Annotated in this window: 17 protein-coding genes; 9 read left to right on the top strand and 8 right to left on the bottom strand. The window is 44.5% G+C overall.

The features are described from left to right. Positions 1–142: 142 nt before the first annotated feature. A complete protein-coding gene (locus ABL924_RS02755) occupies positions 143–571 on the bottom strand; it encodes a hypothetical protein (RefSeq protein ID WP_349025535.1) in 429 nt (142 codons plus the stop codon). Between the two features lie 81 nt (positions 572–652). Further along, the gene (locus tag ABL924_RS02750) at positions 653–1,777 is read right to left on the bottom strand and encodes a hypothetical protein (protein WP_349025534.1); all 1,125 of its coding nucleotides are present in this window, start codon (positions 1,775–1,777) and stop codon (positions 653–655) included. A 420-nt stretch (positions 1,778–2,197) separates the two neighbouring features. On the opposite strand from ABL924_RS02750, the gene ABL924_RS02745 reads away from it, so the two are divergent. Further along, a complete protein-coding gene (locus ABL924_RS02745; protein WP_349025533.1) occupies positions 2,198–3,232 on the top strand; it encodes a hypothetical protein in 1,035 nt (344 codons plus the stop codon). A gap of 558 nt (positions 3,233–3,790) precedes the next feature. Then, complete coding sequence (locus tag ABL924_RS02740; RefSeq protein WP_349025532.1) at positions 3,791–4,168, top strand: YajD family HNH nuclease; 378 nt, start codon at positions 3,791–3,793, stop codon at positions 4,166–4,168. A gap of 4 nt (positions 4,169–4,172) precedes the next feature. Here the strand turns inward: ABL924_RS02740 and rnhA are convergent, their stop codons facing one another. Beyond that, on the bottom strand, positions 4,173–4,628 hold the full coding sequence (rnhA, locus tag ABL924_RS02735; protein ID WP_349025531.1) for a ribonuclease HI: 456 nt from the start codon (positions 4,626–4,628) through the stop codon (positions 4,173–4,175). Further along, the gene (locus ABL924_RS02730; RefSeq protein ID WP_349025530.1) at positions 4,621–5,337 is read right to left on the bottom strand and encodes a methyltransferase domain-containing protein; all 717 of its coding nucleotides are present in this window, start codon (positions 5,335–5,337) and stop codon (positions 4,621–4,623) included. Before ABL924_RS02730 ends, rnhA begins: the two co-directional genes overlap by 8 nt. Before the next feature lie 313 nt (positions 5,338–5,650). On the opposite strand from ABL924_RS02730, the gene ABL924_RS02725 reads away from it, so the two are divergent. From ABL924_RS02725 to ABL924_RS02695, 7 genes are all read left to right on the top strand, one after another. After that, on the top strand, positions 5,651–7,147 hold the full coding sequence (locus ABL924_RS02725) for a LysM peptidoglycan-binding domain-containing protein (RefSeq protein ID WP_349025529.1): 1,497 nt from the start codon (positions 5,651–5,653) through the stop codon (positions 7,145–7,147). A gap of 558 nt (positions 7,148–7,705) precedes the next feature. Beyond that, on the top strand, positions 7,706–7,972 hold the full coding sequence (locus tag ABL924_RS02720; protein WP_349025528.1) for a hypothetical protein: 267 nt from the start codon (positions 7,706–7,708) through the stop codon (positions 7,970–7,972). A gap of 63 nt (positions 7,973–8,035) precedes the next feature. Continuing rightward, on the top strand, positions 8,036–8,335 hold the full coding sequence (locus ABL924_RS02715; protein ID WP_349025527.1) for a BrnT family toxin: 300 nt from the start codon (positions 8,036–8,038) through the stop codon (positions 8,333–8,335). Beyond that, positions 8,319–8,585 carry a BrnA antitoxin family protein gene (locus ABL924_RS02710; protein WP_349025526.1) on the top strand — a complete coding sequence of 89 codons (267 nt, stop codon included), beginning with the start codon at positions 8,319–8,321 and terminating at the stop codon, positions 8,583–8,585. The genes ABL924_RS02715 and ABL924_RS02710 overlap by 17 nt, the downstream gene beginning before the upstream one ends. A 29-nt stretch (positions 8,586–8,614) precedes the next feature. Next, complete coding sequence (locus ABL924_RS02705; RefSeq protein WP_349025525.1) at positions 8,615–9,229, top strand: DUF938 domain-containing protein; 615 nt, start codon at positions 8,615–8,617, stop codon at positions 9,227–9,229. A 42-nt stretch (positions 9,230–9,271) separates the two neighbouring features. Beyond that, positions 9,272–9,598: a hypothetical protein gene (locus ABL924_RS02700; RefSeq protein ID WP_349025524.1), complete on the top strand. Its 327-nt coding sequence runs from the start codon at positions 9,272–9,274 to the stop codon at positions 9,596–9,598. Then, positions 9,595–10,335 (top strand): DNA alkylation repair protein, encoded by a 741-nt coding sequence (locus ABL924_RS02695; protein WP_349025523.1) that lies wholly within the window; start codon positions 9,595–9,597, stop codon positions 10,333–10,335. The genes ABL924_RS02700 and ABL924_RS02695 overlap by 4 nt, the downstream gene beginning before the upstream one ends. Before the next feature lie 34 nt (positions 10,336–10,369). Here the strand turns inward: ABL924_RS02695 and ABL924_RS02690 are convergent, their stop codons facing one another. Genes ABL924_RS02690 through ABL924_RS02675 form a run of 4 tightly spaced genes read right to left on the bottom strand, consistent with a single transcriptional unit; the run spans position 10,370 to position 16,108 of the window. Beyond that, positions 10,370–10,672 (bottom strand): DUF3240 family protein, encoded by a 303-nt coding sequence (locus ABL924_RS02690; protein ID WP_349025522.1) that lies wholly within the window; start codon positions 10,670–10,672, stop codon positions 10,370–10,372. After that, positions 10,672–13,731, bottom strand: coding sequence for a CusA/CzcA family heavy metal efflux RND transporter (locus tag ABL924_RS02685; protein ID WP_349025521.1), 3,060 nt, complete (start codon positions 13,729–13,731; stop codon positions 10,672–10,674). The genes ABL924_RS02690 and ABL924_RS02685 overlap by 1 nt, the downstream gene beginning before the upstream one ends. After that, on the bottom strand, positions 13,731–14,855 hold the full coding sequence (locus ABL924_RS02680) for an efflux RND transporter periplasmic adaptor subunit (RefSeq protein WP_349025520.1): 1,125 nt from the start codon (positions 14,853–14,855) through the stop codon (positions 13,731–13,733). The genes ABL924_RS02685 and ABL924_RS02680 overlap by 1 nt, the downstream gene beginning before the upstream one ends. Next, complete coding sequence (locus ABL924_RS02675) at positions 14,852–16,108, bottom strand: TolC family protein (protein ID WP_349025519.1); 1,257 nt, start codon at positions 16,106–16,108, stop codon at positions 14,852–14,854. The genes ABL924_RS02680 and ABL924_RS02675 overlap by 4 nt, the downstream gene beginning before the upstream one ends. Positions 16,109–16,137: the final 29 nt, after the last annotated feature.

Raw genomic sequence — 16,137 nt, 5'->3', positions numbered from 1 at the left:
CGTCCCATTAGCAGATAAGGTTGTTGATACCATTGACGGTGTGGTCGTCGTAACTAAACTAGCACTTTGCTGAAATCGACCATCAGGTAATAAATTGAAAGAACCGGTGAGTACAACACTATCATATCTGTCAATGCGAGGTTTACATGCCCTGCCGAGGGCGATTGTAATATTTATACTGAATATATGCAGGAATTAAAGCCAAACAAACGGTAACTAAATAAAAAATTACAAACAAAACTAACTCAAGATTAATTATCGCGGAATCGGCAGATGGAATCATGATGCCAGTAAGTGCTGTCGTCAGCGAAGTAAAAATGAAAGCACTAAACAACCAAAAAAATTTAAATTTTTGGTAAAACGACTTGCTTTTAAAGCATTTGGCGACACATAAAGGAATTGAGGCGGGTATTGCTATTAAAAGTGGATACCACATTGCTGATAATATTATTCTCATTATCGAGGTCAAAGGAAAACGCTCATTACCCCATTCCTGATTGATCAATCCCTTAATTGGGAAGCCGCCAAAATTCATAAAATTATCAATAATGCCAAACCCAAGTTGATACATGCCGATATTTTCTATTTAGTTTTTAATAAATGGTGTTCCTTGCAAAAGCCAGGTACACCATTAATGTTGAAATTTTGACAGTTAATTTTGGACAGGTAAAAACTTGGTCGGTTGAGTTCTAATCCAGCTATTTTGATATAAACCAGATGAAATAGTGCGTAAAGTAGCTCTGAGAATCTGGTTAACATGTCCTGCCGCATTAATATATTTCAATTCAGGCACATATAACACACCATTGGCGTAAAGCGTTGCTGGTGACATTGAAGGTGTCGTTGTTGATTTTAAGCTGGCACTTTGTTGAAACCGGTTGCCAGAAATTAAATTAAACGAACCGGTCAGTATAGTGCCATTGTATTTTTGGATGCGCGGAATAGTCAAAATTCTGGTACGGCTGTCAAAGCTTGGCATTTGCCCATAGTAAACTCTAATTGCCAGTTTATCAAGAACGCTTAAATCCGTTCTACCAAAATATAGGCTTCGGCAATAATTCATCATTGAGTCAGGATCGTAATCAGTAAAGAGCGTATTGCCGGATACGTTAAATGTGCCAGCGATACCGGGTATTGTCTGAATTTTGGGGAAATCCTCAATATTACACAAACCTCTAGGCGGAGTGAGTGGATCGTCCGGTCTGTTTTGTTCATGTGCTAGACCTAAGATGTGACCAAACTCATGAATAGCTTCGGATTGTATACAAGTGCTGAGTGTTGTATTTGGATTATCGCGTCGGCATCTTGAAAATAAAGTTTGTGGTGTTGAAAATGGATAAAATCGGTCACTTGAAGCTTTATTGAGAGTATTCAACCTAAAATTCAATCGCATCACGCCAACTTTACCATTTCCCTGCCTGCCAAGCGCGGCTCGTGGGTCAAGGACATTATTGACGGTTATTCTGATGCCATTGAAAACTAATGGTGACAACGGGCATTGCCCCCAACCGGTAAATCTTGCCAATGAATACTTCTGCCATGTATTGGCAATTGCAGTCACGACGTTGGCTCTTTCTGCGGCAGTAGATTGTGAAAATCTCTCCCAACATACCGGAATATTGTAGGTTTTGGTGGTCGGGTTGTACGGCCAAAGCACGGTATCCAAAAAATATGCCTTCGCCTTCGGCGTTGCAACAATAGGTGGATTAACCGCCGCCTGAGTGGAAGCCGTTAGTAACATAATGAGCAGGGTACAGATTTTATACCTTATTGTCATGAGGGTATCCTCTAAGTTAAGTTGATTTTTCTGTATGAAACAAACCTCTAGGTTTAATTGGGCTAATGCAGCCGATGCTATGAAACAAATGAAGCGCCGTGTTTGTGTAATTATGCAAACACAGCCTAACTTGTACGCAAATTCTTTCATGCTGTCAATAATAATTTAGCGGTCAACCTATAGGGCTTCTCTCCGGCGATGTATGCCATTGCAAATAATACCAATCCCAATAAGTTGTTATATGAAACCCCCTCATCCTGACCTTCTCCCTTTGGAGAAGAGATCAATGAGTACTTATTGGGATTGGTATAACATCAACCACTTGGTAAGAAAAGGCTCACCTTGAGTGTTGTTGGTTGTCTTTCAGTGCTTAATTTTGTATGCTACAAACCCTAATCGTAAACCAGAGTGGCAAAGCTCATGACTAATACAAAAATAAGCAACCTTATGTTTGCCTGTTTAACAAACTACAATGCTTTACTAGGCAAAGCAAAGCCAGTTGTCTTGGCAGGTTTTCTGGTAATCGGGCTTTTTGCGCAACCCGCTGAGGCGGCTTTGACATTTGGCTTCAATTACCTGAATCCAGGCCAAGGTTTTGACGATCCTATTTTTGGTAGTAAAAGAAAAGCGGCGCTGAACAGTGCTGCGGGGATGTTAGGGTCGTATTTTAAGAATTACAACGCGCATCTTACTTACAATGTTAGTTCAGGCAGCGTTAATGAGCCTACATTGGCTTCTGCTGGCAGCTATTCGTATCTTACCCCTGGCAGTTTTCAGCCGTCTTTTGTGCAGACTAAAATCTTGAGTAATGGTCGAAAAGACTACAACGGTTCTGCTGCCGATGGCGATATCGATTGGAATTTTTTTGAAAAATGGGGGCTTACAGACAAAATCAAGGCGAATGAATTTGATTTTAAACAAATCGCGGTACATGAGTTATTACACACACTTGGTTTTAATTCGAACGTTAGAGAAAATGGCAAAGGGCTTGGCGGTAATGCGCCAGGCACAGCAGATACCTGGGCAATTTTCGATAACTTCCTGACGGATGCCGCAGGCAATCGGCTTATCAGCTCAGCAGGTGTTTTTGATAGCACCAAGGTTGCTGCCCTTACAGGCGGAAGTGGCGTGTTTTTTAATGGTGCAAATGCTATGGCGGCAAGTGGTGGGACTGAGATTCCTCTTTACTCACCAAGCTGGTGGCAAGAAGGTAGTAGTATTGCTCATCTTGATGGGTACAATCCATTAATGGCATCTTTGCTCATGGTTCCATCTATAAGTAGAGGGCTTGGTCCGCGCACTCTGTCTGCTATTGAGATTGGTATGCTTAAAGATATTGGTTATGCCAGCATATCTGCACCTGCGGTTGTACCCGTACCCGCCGCTATATGGTTTATGGCTAGTGGCTTGCTGATTTTATTTGGCATCAATCGGCAGCGTAAGATTGTCTTATGACGCGCAGAGTGGACACAAAAAGCACATTGCTCACATGCGGAAGAAATATCTGCTGAAGCTCTTCGATGGGTTCAGGACGAACGGAATCAACTTTTTAGCGGTGTAGTAATACCAATCCCAATAAGTTCACATATTATCCCTTCTCCAGTGGGCGAAGGTTAGGATGAGGGGATTCAAATAACAACTTATTGGGATTTGTATAACTATGCAGCGTCGTTGCTTAGTTGCCGTACTGTTGTACCTTCTCCCTCAGGGCATTAGGTATCTACACAAGCATCTGCCCCTTCTCCCCTCGAGGGAGAAGGCTGGGATGAGGGGCATAATCAAGCATTTTGCCTTTTTGATCCCCCAACCGCTCATGTGTTGCCCTATTTACCTATATCCATGTAGGCCTCCCTCTCGAGAGGTCTTTTAGGTGAAAACGCTGAACAGTTTTTCAGCGGTTTTCCTTAACGTGTAATTCCGTTTGAGCTATAGTAGTAACAAAATAATGCCATTGGCAAGATTAAATTTTGTAAGTGATAAAGTGAATCTGCCCAAGCCCTACGAGACACCAATATGGACTTAAAGAAAACATCACCCGATAGCAAATCAGCTCAGATTGTTTCTGAAGCACGGCGTAACCAGGAATTGCGGGAACAATCGTATCGAGGACAAGCCTTGAAACTTTACCCATGGATTTGTGGACGATGTACTCGCGAATTTGACCACAAGACGCTTAGTGAATTAACGGTTCACCATAGGAATCATAATCATGACGACAATCCGCAAGATGGTAGCAACTGGGAGTTGCTTTGCCTTTATTGTCATGACAATGAACATTCCAGATACGAAGAGACACGGTTTGGTAATGCCAAGACAGCATCTTCAACTGCAACAGCGATTGTCGGGCACAATCCCTTTGCTAACCTTAAAGACTTGATGAATAAGAAATAAGGGCTTACCCAGCCTTGACATGACTTGCTAACATATCTATCCCAAGATTCGCTAATTCATCAGCTCTATCGTTACCTTTATCACCGGAATGGCCTTTTACCCATTTCCATTCAATACGATGGGGTGTTCTAGCTGCGTCTAGCCGACGCCACAAGTCTTCATTTTTAACAGGTGATTTGCTTGCGGTTTTCCAACCTCTTTTTTTCCAGCTGTCCATCCATTCAGTAATGCCTTGCAGCACGTATTTAGAATCGCTATTGACCTGGACGGCGCTAGGCTGAGTCAACGCTTCCAAGGCATTGATGGCTGCTAACAGCTCCATACGGTTATTAGTCGTCTCCCGTTCACCACCATAAAGCTCTTTAGTGTTGCCTTTATAGCTCAGGATTGCACCCCAGCCGCCCGGGCCAGGATTACCACGACAAGCGCCATCGGTATAGATAATCACAGAATCATTCATTGTCTTTCATTTGTAAACTGGATATCGCGGTATTCGCTAATGCCAAACGGGGTTGCAAATCTTTAACGGGCGTTAAAGGAATTAAGTGATAACGCCGTTTTATCGCCTTAACCGCATAAGCTGTTGCTGATAACGAAAAAGCATTGCTTGGAAATCTTCCATGTGTCGTGTCTATCGAATCCAGATTAAACTGGGATAGCATGGTAACCTCAAAATTTAACAACTTTAGCCAATCGATAACTCTCGAACGACGTATAAAATGCCCTCGCCATGAATCCGCCAAGCGTTTGTCCCAAAGGTATTGGTATCTGACCCAGATACTCCAGGGATTAAAATTTAAAATCACCACTGTTCCCTCCGGCTTTAACACCCGCTCCACCTCGCGCATGGTCTGGAACCGGTAGGCATCAAACTCCAGTATATGCGGTAGTATGATCATATCGACACTGTCACATTGCAAGGGCAAATGGTAGGCTTTTGCACGGATTTTTCTGGAATCTTGACAACCCAGGGTTTTCGCATCGAGTATCGTATAACTTGTGTAAAGTGAGCAGTCGATGAATTCATTTTCCCAGTCCAATCCACCAATCTGCAAAATGGTCTGTTTGCAACTGACAACGATAGCACTCTGTAAATAATTGACCTCAAGCCCCCTCAAAAGCTTACCTCTAGGAGTTTGGTAGTAAGCGAACAGGAAATCGCGTTTCATGGCTTATACTCTATCAATATTAACTTTAGATTTTTCAATAAAAACAAGCTACAATCAAACTATTCTATATTTAAACTTCACGTTAATGGGTTAGATAATGCTTAACAATTCTAACAGGTCAGTCAAATTTTTATTTCTTTCGTTCACAATAATCGTTGCTGGCTGCACCGATGCACCCAAAGAGCCGCTTGACATCACTAGCTCACCCGCCACATCAACGTCCTACAGGAGTTCGGTAACTAAGTCACCACGAACCTTTTTCAAAAAAAGGCTTAAGGGTCTTTTTTCACACCATGATACCGTCTGGGAAAGGATGATCTCGCTGTACTCGCTCCCAGAAGTTGATAATGAGCGCGTAGACAGAGAATTAAGTTATTACCTGGGCCACCCTGATTACATCGCTAGAATCCAAGAACGAGCTGCCCCATACATGCACCTCATACTGGATGAAATTGAGGCAAAAAACCTACCTGGCGAGCTAGCTTTGCTGCCCGTCGTCGAAAGTGCCTTTATCCCAGAAGCCTATTCAAGAAGCGCGGCATCAGGACTTTGGCAATTCATCCCTGCAACCGGCCGACTGTTCGGGCTTGAACAAAACTCCTGGTACGATGGCCGCCGCGATGTCTATGCTTCAACAGTGGCGGCAACTACGTTTCTTAAAGATCTGAGCGAAACCTTCAATGGTGACTTCTTTCTTGCCTTAGCATCGTATAACTATGGCAAGGGCAACATCGGTAAAGCCATCACCCGTAACGAATACCAAGGCTTACCGACCGACTACTGGTCATTGGATCTTCCCAAGGAAACTTCAGATTATGTACCACGGTTATTGGCGATTGCCAAATTATTCGCCAATGCCGAACAATATAACGTTCGTTTACAAAATGTCCCCAACAAACCTTACTGTGAAGTTGTCAACGTTGGTTCCCAGCTAGATTTAGACAAAGCTGCGGAAATGGCGCACACCCCACTCAGCCATTTTTTGAAATTAAACCCAGGCTTTAAGAAGGCCAGCACCGCACCGCAAGGCCCACATCGCTTATTGATTCCATCCGTTCATGTCCAATCCTTCAAAAAAAGTCTGGCTCTGTTGCCTTATGAAGATAGAGTGGATCAAAGACAACATGACGAAGAACTATTAGCCGAAAAAATTCACCAAAATGAATTGATCGCCCAAAAAGCACGCGCAGAAGAGGAAAGATTCGAAAGTCGTCGCAGCAAAGAAATAATTACTGCGAAAAGGTATTTTTCAGGAGTTCCAACCCAGCAATACCGTGTTGGTCGTGGCGAAACCTTGTCTAATATTGCTAGAAAATACGACACAACCATTACCGCTTTACGCCAAACCAATCATCTGGCAAAAAACAGCGTCAACGCAGGAGCTTATCTTAAAGTCCCTGCATCAAGCCACACCGCCGCAATCAAGCAGATAAGCAGACCTGTCAAAGCTAAAATGTCAGGCGGACAAATCTACGTCGTCAAAAAAGGCGACACCTTTTTTAACGTCTCCAAACGTTTTGCAGTCAGTCGAAACAACATCGCGTCTTGGAACAACATATCCGCCAACAGCAACCTTAGGCTGGGGCAAAAGCTAGTCATAAAAGGCGGCGGACAACAAGTCGCCTCCGCATCCCCAACTCGTCTTATCCGTTATACGGTAAAACCAGGCGACTCATTGATGCAACTTTCCAGAAAATTCGGCGTTTCTTTGAACGATCTGCGTAAATCCAATCCCGAAGCCGGCTCCAAAGGGCTGCGCCCAGGCCAGAATTTAAAGATTTTGGTTGATAACTCTAATCGCGCGACCTAGTTAAGGGGATCTCTAAAAATTCAAAAAGCACCTTCTCCCTCTGGGCATAAGTATCTACCCCCTTCTCCCTTGAGCGAGAAGGTCGGGATGGAGGGGGATTAGCCGTTAATTTTATTCTCCTCGAACCGCTCCATGCGTTGCCCTGCATCCATGCAGTCGTCACCCCAACTCTCCAGCAGGAGAGGGGCTTGGTGATTTGGCAACCCATTGTTTTTGTTATATTGAAAAGTTGTGTAGATACTTATGCCCTCTGGGAGAAGGTTGGGATGAGCGATTAAAATCAAGCATTTACAAACCTCACCCTAGCCCCCTCCCAGAGGAAGAGCGTAGCGATGGTTCGGGGATTTTTAGAGATCTCCTAAGTATTACCCTCGTATTAGGCCACGCAAAGCTCCGCTGCGAAACCATAGGTGTGTTACCACAGGTTAGCAACATTATTCCTCACGATCTTAGGACAGATTTTCGCTCCTGCAAAATCTGTTTTTCCGTCGTTCACGTCAGTGAACCGACAATAAATACATACCGTGTACACTCACCATTTGCGGGATTTGACCTGTATTGAAGCACAAGGCCAGCAAGGAATTGCAACAATTAACCATGCTGGAAGGTGAACCTGTTGGTGATATACGGACAAAAAACACTCTTTTTAAAGGGAGAACTCAGAAAAATGGTTTAGCGCAATACGAAGTTCTGGATGAAAAATTCGTAGCGCATGAATGGATAGTCACTTCCAACAAGACTATTCCAAGCCTTGCTATCGACTTGGTTAATGGCGGTGATTTATTTTATTTCCATTTCAAAGAGCGGGGAATTTCACGCAGCTAAAATAATACCGGAATTTTTAGAACTAAACTTGCTCTCATAAGTATATTCTCATAATATACAAAAATGATTGATATAGCCAAGATCATAGGGTTTGATTGGGATGACGGAAATATCCGCAAGAACGACAAGCACGGCGTATCAATGGCGGAAGCGGAAAAAGTTTTTTTCAATACTCCTTTATTATTATTGATTGATAACAGACAGGATTATAAAGAACCGCGCTTTCACGCCTTGGGCAAAACTGATGATAAACGACTGTTACATATTACTTTCACGTTACGTTTTTCCGGTGAAAAAATTCGCGTGATTTCCGCTAGAGGCATGCACAAAAAAGAGCGCACAAATTATGAACAAACAACTTAAAGAAATCCCTGCATTTGCAAATGAAGTACAAGAGCGTGTCTTTTGGGAGACGCACGACTCCACCGACTACCTCGATTGGACTAAGGCACAATCCGTTGTGCTGCCCAATTTGAAGCCCACGACCAAAACCATTTCACTGCGGCTACCACAACACCTGCTTGACTCAATCAAGGCCGCCGCTAATGCCCGTGATGTGCCTTATCAATCGCTTATTAAGGTGTGGTTGCAGGAAAAATTGCATGATCGTTGATTTTACAAAAATAATATGGAAATCAAAACGTGGTCAATAAACCCTACTCCCAAGCCTGCGAAAACAATAAAGCACCTATTTTAGCGGTCATTCGGGAGATATTCAGTGAACCAACAACTGTTTGGGAAATCGGCAGCGGTACGGGGCAACATGCGTGTTATTTTGCCAGCGAGCTTCCGCATCTTATCTGGCAAGCTACGGACGTGGTGGGGAATCTCCCTGGCATCAACGCATGGCGGGAAGAGGTGCAATTGACTAACCTTAACCTGCCAATAGCCCTTGATGTCACCGATTCTGTCTGGCCTTGTGATGGGATGGATACGGTATTTACTGCCAATACTTTGCACATCATGAGCTGGCAACAGGTTGAAATATTGTTTAAACGTTTCCAAACCTATCTAAACCCGTTGGCACGGGTTTGTATTTACGGGCCATTTAATTACAACGGCAAGTACACCAGCGACAGTAACGCCAATTTCGATCAGTGGTTGAAAAGCCGTGATCCTTTGAGCGGCATCAGGGATTTTGAGGCGGTGATAGCGTTAGCAGAGATTGCTGGACTCAGGTTATTAAATGACAACCCTATGCCGGCCAATAATCGGCTTTTGGTTTTGCAAAAAGTTGACAAGACATCGAATGACTAACAAAGGTCACGCAGCTTATGTTAGCCATAGAAAGGGGAAAATATGCAATTCGATATTGATATGAAGTCAGAGCATAAAGCACTTTTTATGTCCGCACGTAAATTGCTAGTCGAATACTACCAGCTGAAGGAAATAAAAAAAGATCGGATAACCACTTATTCCGATGATAAAAGCGGAATCTGTCATATGCGAACGATGCCACATGGAATCGATATTGGCTTCCTTAAAGGCACTTGTATGGAGGATAAATATAGCTTGCTGACTGACACTGGAAAAGTCATGCGAGTGCTGTCAATGAGTGCTTTAAATATTGATTATATTAAGTATTATATCGATCAGGCCATCAAGATAAATGCTGAAAAGCCATGAACTTGCAGCAAGTGATAACACGATTGCAAGCTTTGGCAGACCCAGAGAAAATAGTAATTAAGGAACGAAAGTTTGGTATCAAAGCCCAGAATTCTCTGGGCGTTTATCACAAAGACCTAAAGGATTTAACTATGGAAATTGGACGTGATAATAATCTCGCCCACGCCTTATTTGAGACGGGCATTTATGAAGCAAGAATACTGTGTAGCAAAATTTACGACCCAATGTGCATTACGGAAGGGCAAATGGATCAATGGGTAATGACATTTGAGAACTGGGAAATCTGTGATTCATTCTGCATGGGATTTTTCACCAAAAGTAAGCATGGTTTAGCCAAGGCATTTGAATGGTCTGAGAATGAGCATGAATTCATTAAACGGGCTGGTTTTGTCATCATGGCGGCTTATGGTTTTGCAGACAAAACGTCGGGCAACGAAGTGTTTGAGCAATTCCTCCCAGTCATTGAGCGGGAAGCAAATGACGACCGAATATATGTTAAAAAGGCCATCAACTGGGCACTTCGCAATGTTGGCAAAAGAAATATCGATCTCAATAAAAAGGCGATACTCACTGCTAAGCGCATTCTAGTTACGGATAGCAAACCAGCAAAATGGATTGCTACCAATGCAATCGCCGAGCTTGAGAAACCGGATGTCCATATTTTGGATTATCCAAGACATATTTATAGCCCAAAAGCCTGCAAATCAATGATTCACTCCCCTAGAAGGAGAGGGTGATTATTAAAAGAATTCTTGGTAGATAACAGAATGACTAAATTTCAGTACTTTCCAACATCGGCACTACCCAATACTGAATCCCCGCACCTTCAAATTCCTCCTTCAACCGCTTTAATAAAAGCCTTGCTCCATCCTCATCAATATGTATCTGAAAACAAATTTGCTTCTGACGACCACTGACTTGCTCTGCCAGCGATAGGCCTTTGTTTTCATGATGATGCACGTTGACGGGAAAGCTGTTGAAGCCGTGTTCAGATTCCAATGTCAACAGGCAATCAACCAGCATTTCCTCTAGGCTTGAAGGCGCGTTGATTATAACCAAACAGTCTTTGTTCATTATGCAACCACCTTGGCTAAGCCAAACCGTTTAAACAGGATAGGTAATAAAAATAAGGTCAAAAATGTGGAAGATACCAGCCCACCGATGACCACGATTGCTAAGGGGCGTTGAATTTCCGAGCCGGGGCCGGTGGCAAACAGCAAGGGGATCAAACCAAAGGCGGCTATACTGGCGGTCATCATGACTGGCCTTAAACGCCGGGCTGAACCGATAACCACGACTTTAGCCATGTCCATACCTGTTACCAAAAGCTGGTTGAAATAGCTGACCATCACCACGCCATTCAGTACGGCGATACCTAGCAGCGCGATAAATCCTACCGAGGCGGGGACTGATAGATATTCGCCCGACAACCATAACGCAAACACGCCGCCGACCATCGCTAAGGGAATGTTGGAAAGCACCAATAGCGCTTGTCGCATCGAACCGAAGGTTGAAAACAACAACAGAAAAATCAACCCTAGTGCGACCGGAATAACCAACGACAACGTAGCTGCCGCGCGTTGCTGGTTTTCGAATTGACCACCGAATGCGACGGTATAACCTGTGGGCAATTTTACCTTCTCGGCAACGGCTTGTTTAGCTTCTTCAACAAAACCGACCAAATCCCGCCCATCGACATTGCTACGGACAACCGTAAACCGCTCGCCATGCTCCCGTCCAATGGAAACAACGCCCTCAACTTTTTTCAAATGGGCAATTGCTGTGATGGGTACATGACTGCCATTTGGCAAGGTGATTTGCAGATTATCAAAACTGGCTATGGTGCTGTTGCCACGCACAATTAAGGGCGTACGCTTAATGCCTTCCTGCACTACGCCTAAGTTTAAGCCTTCAATTTGCGCCCGTAATAGATTTTCGATGCTATCGCCATCCAAGCCAAGACGACCTGCTGCCGACCTGTCTATGGTCACTTGCAGAAATTGCATACCACTATTTTGTTTAACGAATACATCGCTTGAGCCTTCAATATGTTTGAGTATATCGACGATTTCATTAGATTTCTCCTCCAGCACAGCAAGGTCGGAACCGAATAATTTAACCGCCAAATCGCCCCGCGTACCCGTCAACATCTCGGAAACCCGCATTTCTATAGGCTGGGTAAAACCGAAGGAAATTCCTGGCATTTGTTCCATGACGGCGCGAATTTTTTCGATTAACGCTTCTTTTGAAGACACCTGCCATTCGGCTTTGGGTTTAAGCACCAAAAAAGTGTCGGTTTCATTGAGCCCCATTGGATCAAGCCCTAATTCATCGGATCCGACACGGGCAACAACGGTAGTAATTTCCGGCACATTCTTTAACAAAACTTTTTGTATTTGCCCATCCAAGGCAACAGATTGTTCCAAGGTAATCGACGGTAATTTTTCGACCTGCACAATGATGTCGCCTTCGTCCATTGTCGGCATAAAAGTGCTACCGATCTGGGTAAATACTAAAGTGGTCACGAGCAGCAATCCGCCAGCTATGAAGAAAATCTTTTTGCTATTGTCCAGGCTCCAAAGCAACGCTGGTTGATAGAGACTTGATAACTTTCGTGGTAACCAGGGCTCTTCATGCGTGACTTCCTTGAGCAAAAACGAAGCCAGTACGGGAATGACGCTTAGCGATAAAATCAGCGAGCCACCCAGCGCAAACACGATGGTTAAGGCGACTGGCGTAAACAACTTGCCTTCCAAGCCTTGCAAGGTCAGCAAAGGCAAAAACACGATTATGATTATGAGGATGCCGGATGTTACCGGAACGGCAACTTCGCGGGTGGCTCGGTAAATCACATGCAAGCGCGGTAAGCGTTCGGCTTTTTCCTTATGCGCCAGATGGGTGATGATGTTTTCGACCACGACCACTGCCGCATCGACTAACATACCAATCGCTATTGCCAAGCCGCCAAGGCTCATTAAGTTAGCTGACATTCCCGCAAACTTCATTAGAATGAAGGTCACCATCGCTGCCATCGGCAATGCCAATGCCACAGTAAGCGCCGCCCGCAGGTTACCCAAAAACAATATCAACAGAATCACGACCAGTACGATGGCTTCCATAAGGGCGTGGAATACCGTATCAACAGCCTTATCTACGAGATTGCCGCGATTATAAAAAACTTTGGCTTGCACACCTTCAGGAAAACTTGGCGTTATTTCTGCTAACTTTTCCTCGATACCGACGATGGTTTGCCGAGCATTCGCGCCGCGTAAGCTCAATACCAAGCCCGTTACCTCTTCGCCTTTGCCGTCTTTACTGACCGCACCATAACGTGTCAAAGCGCCAATCGAAACATCAGCCACGTCGTCAACGGTAATCGACATCCCTTGATTGCTATCCACCACAATCGCTTTCACATCATCCAGGGTTTTAATGCGACCTTCGGCACGAACAATCAGTGCTTCTTCGCCCTCTGTGATGCGTCCCGCGCCATCATTACGGTTATTGGTTTGCAATGCGCTGATTAACTTGTCCATGTTGATCCCACGCGCTGCCAAACGTGCGTTATCAGGCATCACGACAAAGCTCCTGACCATGCCGCCCAATGAGTTCACATCGGCGACACCAGGAACTGTTCTGAGTGCTGGACGGATAACCCAGTCCAGTAAGTCCCGTTTTTCCATCAGACTTAAGCCGCCACCTTCGATGGAAAACATAAACATTTCCCCCAATGGCGTAGTCATTGGTGCAATACCGCCGGAAACCCCAGACGGCAAATCGCCCCATAAAGTATTCAAGCGTTCGGCAATCTGCTGACGCGCCCAAAAAATATCCGTGCCTTCTTCAAAATCGACAGTAATATCAGTTAACGCATACTTGGCGATGGAACGCAGCATGGTTTGGTGCGAAATACCCAGCAAATTAATTTCGATAGGTGCGGTAATCCTGGCTTCAACCTCTTCAGGTGTCATGCCGGGCGCTTTAACGATAATTTTTACCTGTGTGGGGGAGACTTCAGGAAAAGCGTCGATGGGAATGTTTTTAAACGCATAATATCCCCCACCTGCCAGCAAGAACACGGCTAACAGGACGAGTATCCGCTGGCTAAGCGCGAATCGTATCAGGCTGGCCATTATTCACCGCTCCCTAAGCCCAGCCACAAAGCCTTGAGTGTCGCTGCATTATTGATTGCAATGTCCTCATTGCCGGAAAAAGTGCCGCTAATAACCGAACCGTCGGATTGTTTGCCCAATATAGCGACTTCGCTAATCTTGAAACCGTTTTTATCTCTAATGAAAACATACGTTTTTCCGTCATTATGAGCAATGCCAGCATCGGGCAGTCTATACGTTTCAGTATCGGTATCCTGGATAACTTGAATCGTCACTTTTTGCCCAACACGAACTGAAGGCTGGTTGCCTTTAGATTGCTTATCTTTAATGACTGCCCTAGCTAGAATCGTCTGGTTTTCTGGATTGACGCTTTGACCTAATACTGTAATTTCGGCTTCTACCAAGGTGTTTTCCACCTGAACTTGATCGCCGATTTTTATATCGCTGATGTGTTCATGAGGAATATTGATTTCCAGCCAAAGCTCATCAAGATTGGCTACGCGGTAGAGCGGTGCCATGGCATCCACGCGGGTACCGGAAACCACCATGCGTTCAAGCACTCTGCCTGAAATGGGTGACTTTACGCTGATCTGGCTAACAAAACGACCTGTGCTATCTAGTTGTTTAATGTTTGCTGGGGTCATTCCGGCAAATTGGAGCAGTTGTTTCGCCTCATTCATGTCGATTATCGAGGCGTTGTATAAACTAAACGCCTCTTGCTCGTTTCGACCCGAAATAACGCCTTCTTTACGTAATTTTTTATCTCGGTTATAGGTGGCAGAGGCCAGTTTTAGTGCGCCAACGGCTTTAAGATAATTGCCCTGCAAAGTCAGCAAATCAGGGCTGTTAACTAGACCTAAAAGCTCGCCTTTAGCAACCTTGTCACCTACCGAAGCATTCACCTTAACGACTAGACCTGCTTGCGATGTGCTCACGACAAAATCATTTGCAGGTGGAACGACTACTTTCGCTGGGGCTGTAAATAAGGGGATATGGCTGGCAGGTTCTAACTTGCCAGTTTTTATGCCAAGATTATCAAACTGTTGCTGCGTAAGCTGGATGAAATTACCGACCGCCCAGGAAATAGGGCTAAAAATAGCTAAGCCCAATGTGGAGACAAAAACTAAAATTTTTATCTTACTCATGGCAACACTCCTACCGCCTGATTGTAGAGCGCAATATCGCGCTCAAGCATGATTGCGCGTTCTTTTGCACTTAGAATTGCTTGCTGTGTTCTGGACTGTGTCTTCAACAAATCCATCAGATTAAGTTCACCCACAGAAAAACTAAGTTGCATCATTCCCAAATGTTCTTCGGCCACCCGCTTCAATTCATTAGCGATTTCAAGTTCTGCTTGGTTGACTTCCAGATTGTGTTCCGCCTCATGATGGGCAAGCTCTAAATCCCGGAAAAGCTGCTCACGGTTTGCTATCAAACGATTAAGCTCTACATTTTGGGCTGCAATTTGCGGTTGAAGATGCTCTGCTCCGCCAAAAGGAATGTTTACGCCAACATTAAAACTCTCGGTTTGATTGCTTCGTGGATCATTGTTTTGAGTCCTATCACTATTAACACCGACAGTAAGATTGGTTTGTCCTGAACCCACTAACTTAAGTGCTTTAATTTCAGCCTGTTTTCGTTCGATCTGACTATTAATGGCTACGAAAATAGGGTGGTTAAACTCAATTTTTTTTAATGCGACTAATTTTTCCTGGTAAATGGCTGGGGTTTTGGTCAATTGGGTGATACTGGAATACCGCTTACGGGCGTGCATTAATTCAGCTTCTGCTTGGGTTAAGGTTGAAAGCTTTTGCAGCAATTCGGTTTGCGCCAGCAATACATCAGCGCGGGGCAAATCGCCCAATTCAACTCGTCGTTCAACTTTGGCTAATAGCTGCTCAAAAACATTGATTTCTGCGCGGGCTTGTTCATAGCGGATTTTTTGTAGCTCCATATCCCATAATGCAGCTCTTACCAATCCTGCAATACGTAGTTTGGTTGCTGCGGATTGGAGGTCGGCGCTGTTTTCAGCTTTTATGCCACGCTCTTGTTCAGCATCGCGCTGACCCAAGTTCCACAACGGTACTTGCACCGTCGCATCGACATAATTTACGGTTCCACTGGTCATGTTCTGATAGCGCAGCCCTGCCTGGGACGCGCCTGCTGTCCAGCTTTCCCCGCGTTGCTTAATGGCTACCGCCTCTTCTTCCAAAGAATTGAGCCAAGCCATATCGGGGAATTTTTCCATAGTTAAATCAACTACTTTGGATAAAGTTAGCGATTTATCAATTTCAATGGGATCTTCATGGGCAACAGTGGGTTTAGGTTCTGCCGCCGCAACGGTAGCGATCAGCAAAAACACTGTTAGTACCTTGGTAATAAGGTTTGAAACAAACATAGCAAGCTCAATGCGGGAAAACCGCGAAT

It is taken from the genome of Methyloglobulus sp. (assembly GCF_040079455.1).
In the GTDB taxonomy this organism is placed as follows: domain Bacteria; phylum Pseudomonadota; class Gammaproteobacteria; order Methylococcales; family Methylomonadaceae; genus Methyloglobulus.
This window is presented reverse-complemented; position numbering and strand designations above follow the sequence as displayed.

Coding starts and splice junctions, on each gene's coding strand:
- ABL924_RS02740 (WP_349025532.1), top strand. CDS start 3,791: ATGGACTTAAAGAAAACATCACCCGATAGCAAATCAGCTCAGATTGTT.
- ABL924_RS02695 (WP_349025523.1), top strand. CDS start 9,595: ATGAACTTGCAGCAAGTGATAACACGATTGCAAGCTTTGGCAGACCCA.
- ABL924_RS02685 (WP_349025521.1), bottom strand. CDS start 13,731: ATGGCCAGCCTGATACGATTCGCGCTTAGCCAGCGGATACTCGTCCTG.
- ABL924_RS02725 (WP_349025529.1), top strand. CDS start 5,651: ATGATCTCGCTGTACTCGCTCCCAGAAGTTGATAATGAGCGCGTAGAC.
- rnhA (WP_349025531.1), bottom strand. CDS start 4,628: ATGAATGATTCTGTGATTATCTATACCGATGGCGCTTGTCGTGGTAAT.
- ABL924_RS02690 (WP_349025522.1), bottom strand. CDS start 10,672: ATGAACAAAGACTGTTTGGTTATAATCAACGCGCCTTCAAGCCTAGAG.
- ABL924_RS02730 (WP_349025530.1), bottom strand. CDS start 5,337: ATGAAACGCGATTTCCTGTTCGCTTACTACCAAACTCCTAGAGGTAAG.
- ABL924_RS02755 (WP_349025535.1), bottom strand. CDS start 571: ATGTATCAACTTGGGTTTGGCATTATTGATAATTTTATGAATTTTGGC.
- ABL924_RS02675 (WP_349025519.1), bottom strand. CDS start 16,108: ATGTTTGTTTCAAACCTTATTACCAAGGTACTAACAGTGTTTTTGCTG.
- ABL924_RS02710 (WP_349025526.1), top strand. CDS start 8,319: ATGAACAAACAACTTAAAGAAATCCCTGCATTTGCAAATGAAGTACAA.
- ABL924_RS02745 (WP_349025533.1), top strand. CDS start 2,198: ATGACTAATACAAAAATAAGCAACCTTATGTTTGCCTGTTTAACAAAC.
- ABL924_RS02750 (WP_349025534.1), bottom strand. CDS start 1,777: ATGACAATAAGGTATAAAATCTGTACCCTGCTCATTATGTTACTAACG.
- ABL924_RS02715 (WP_349025527.1), top strand. CDS start 8,036: ATGATTGATATAGCCAAGATCATAGGGTTTGATTGGGATGACGGAAAT.
- ABL924_RS02700 (WP_349025524.1), top strand. CDS start 9,272: ATGCAATTCGATATTGATATGAAGTCAGAGCATAAAGCACTTTTTATG.
- ABL924_RS02680 (WP_349025520.1), bottom strand. CDS start 14,855: ATGAGTAAGATAAAAATTTTAGTTTTTGTCTCCACATTGGGCTTAGCT.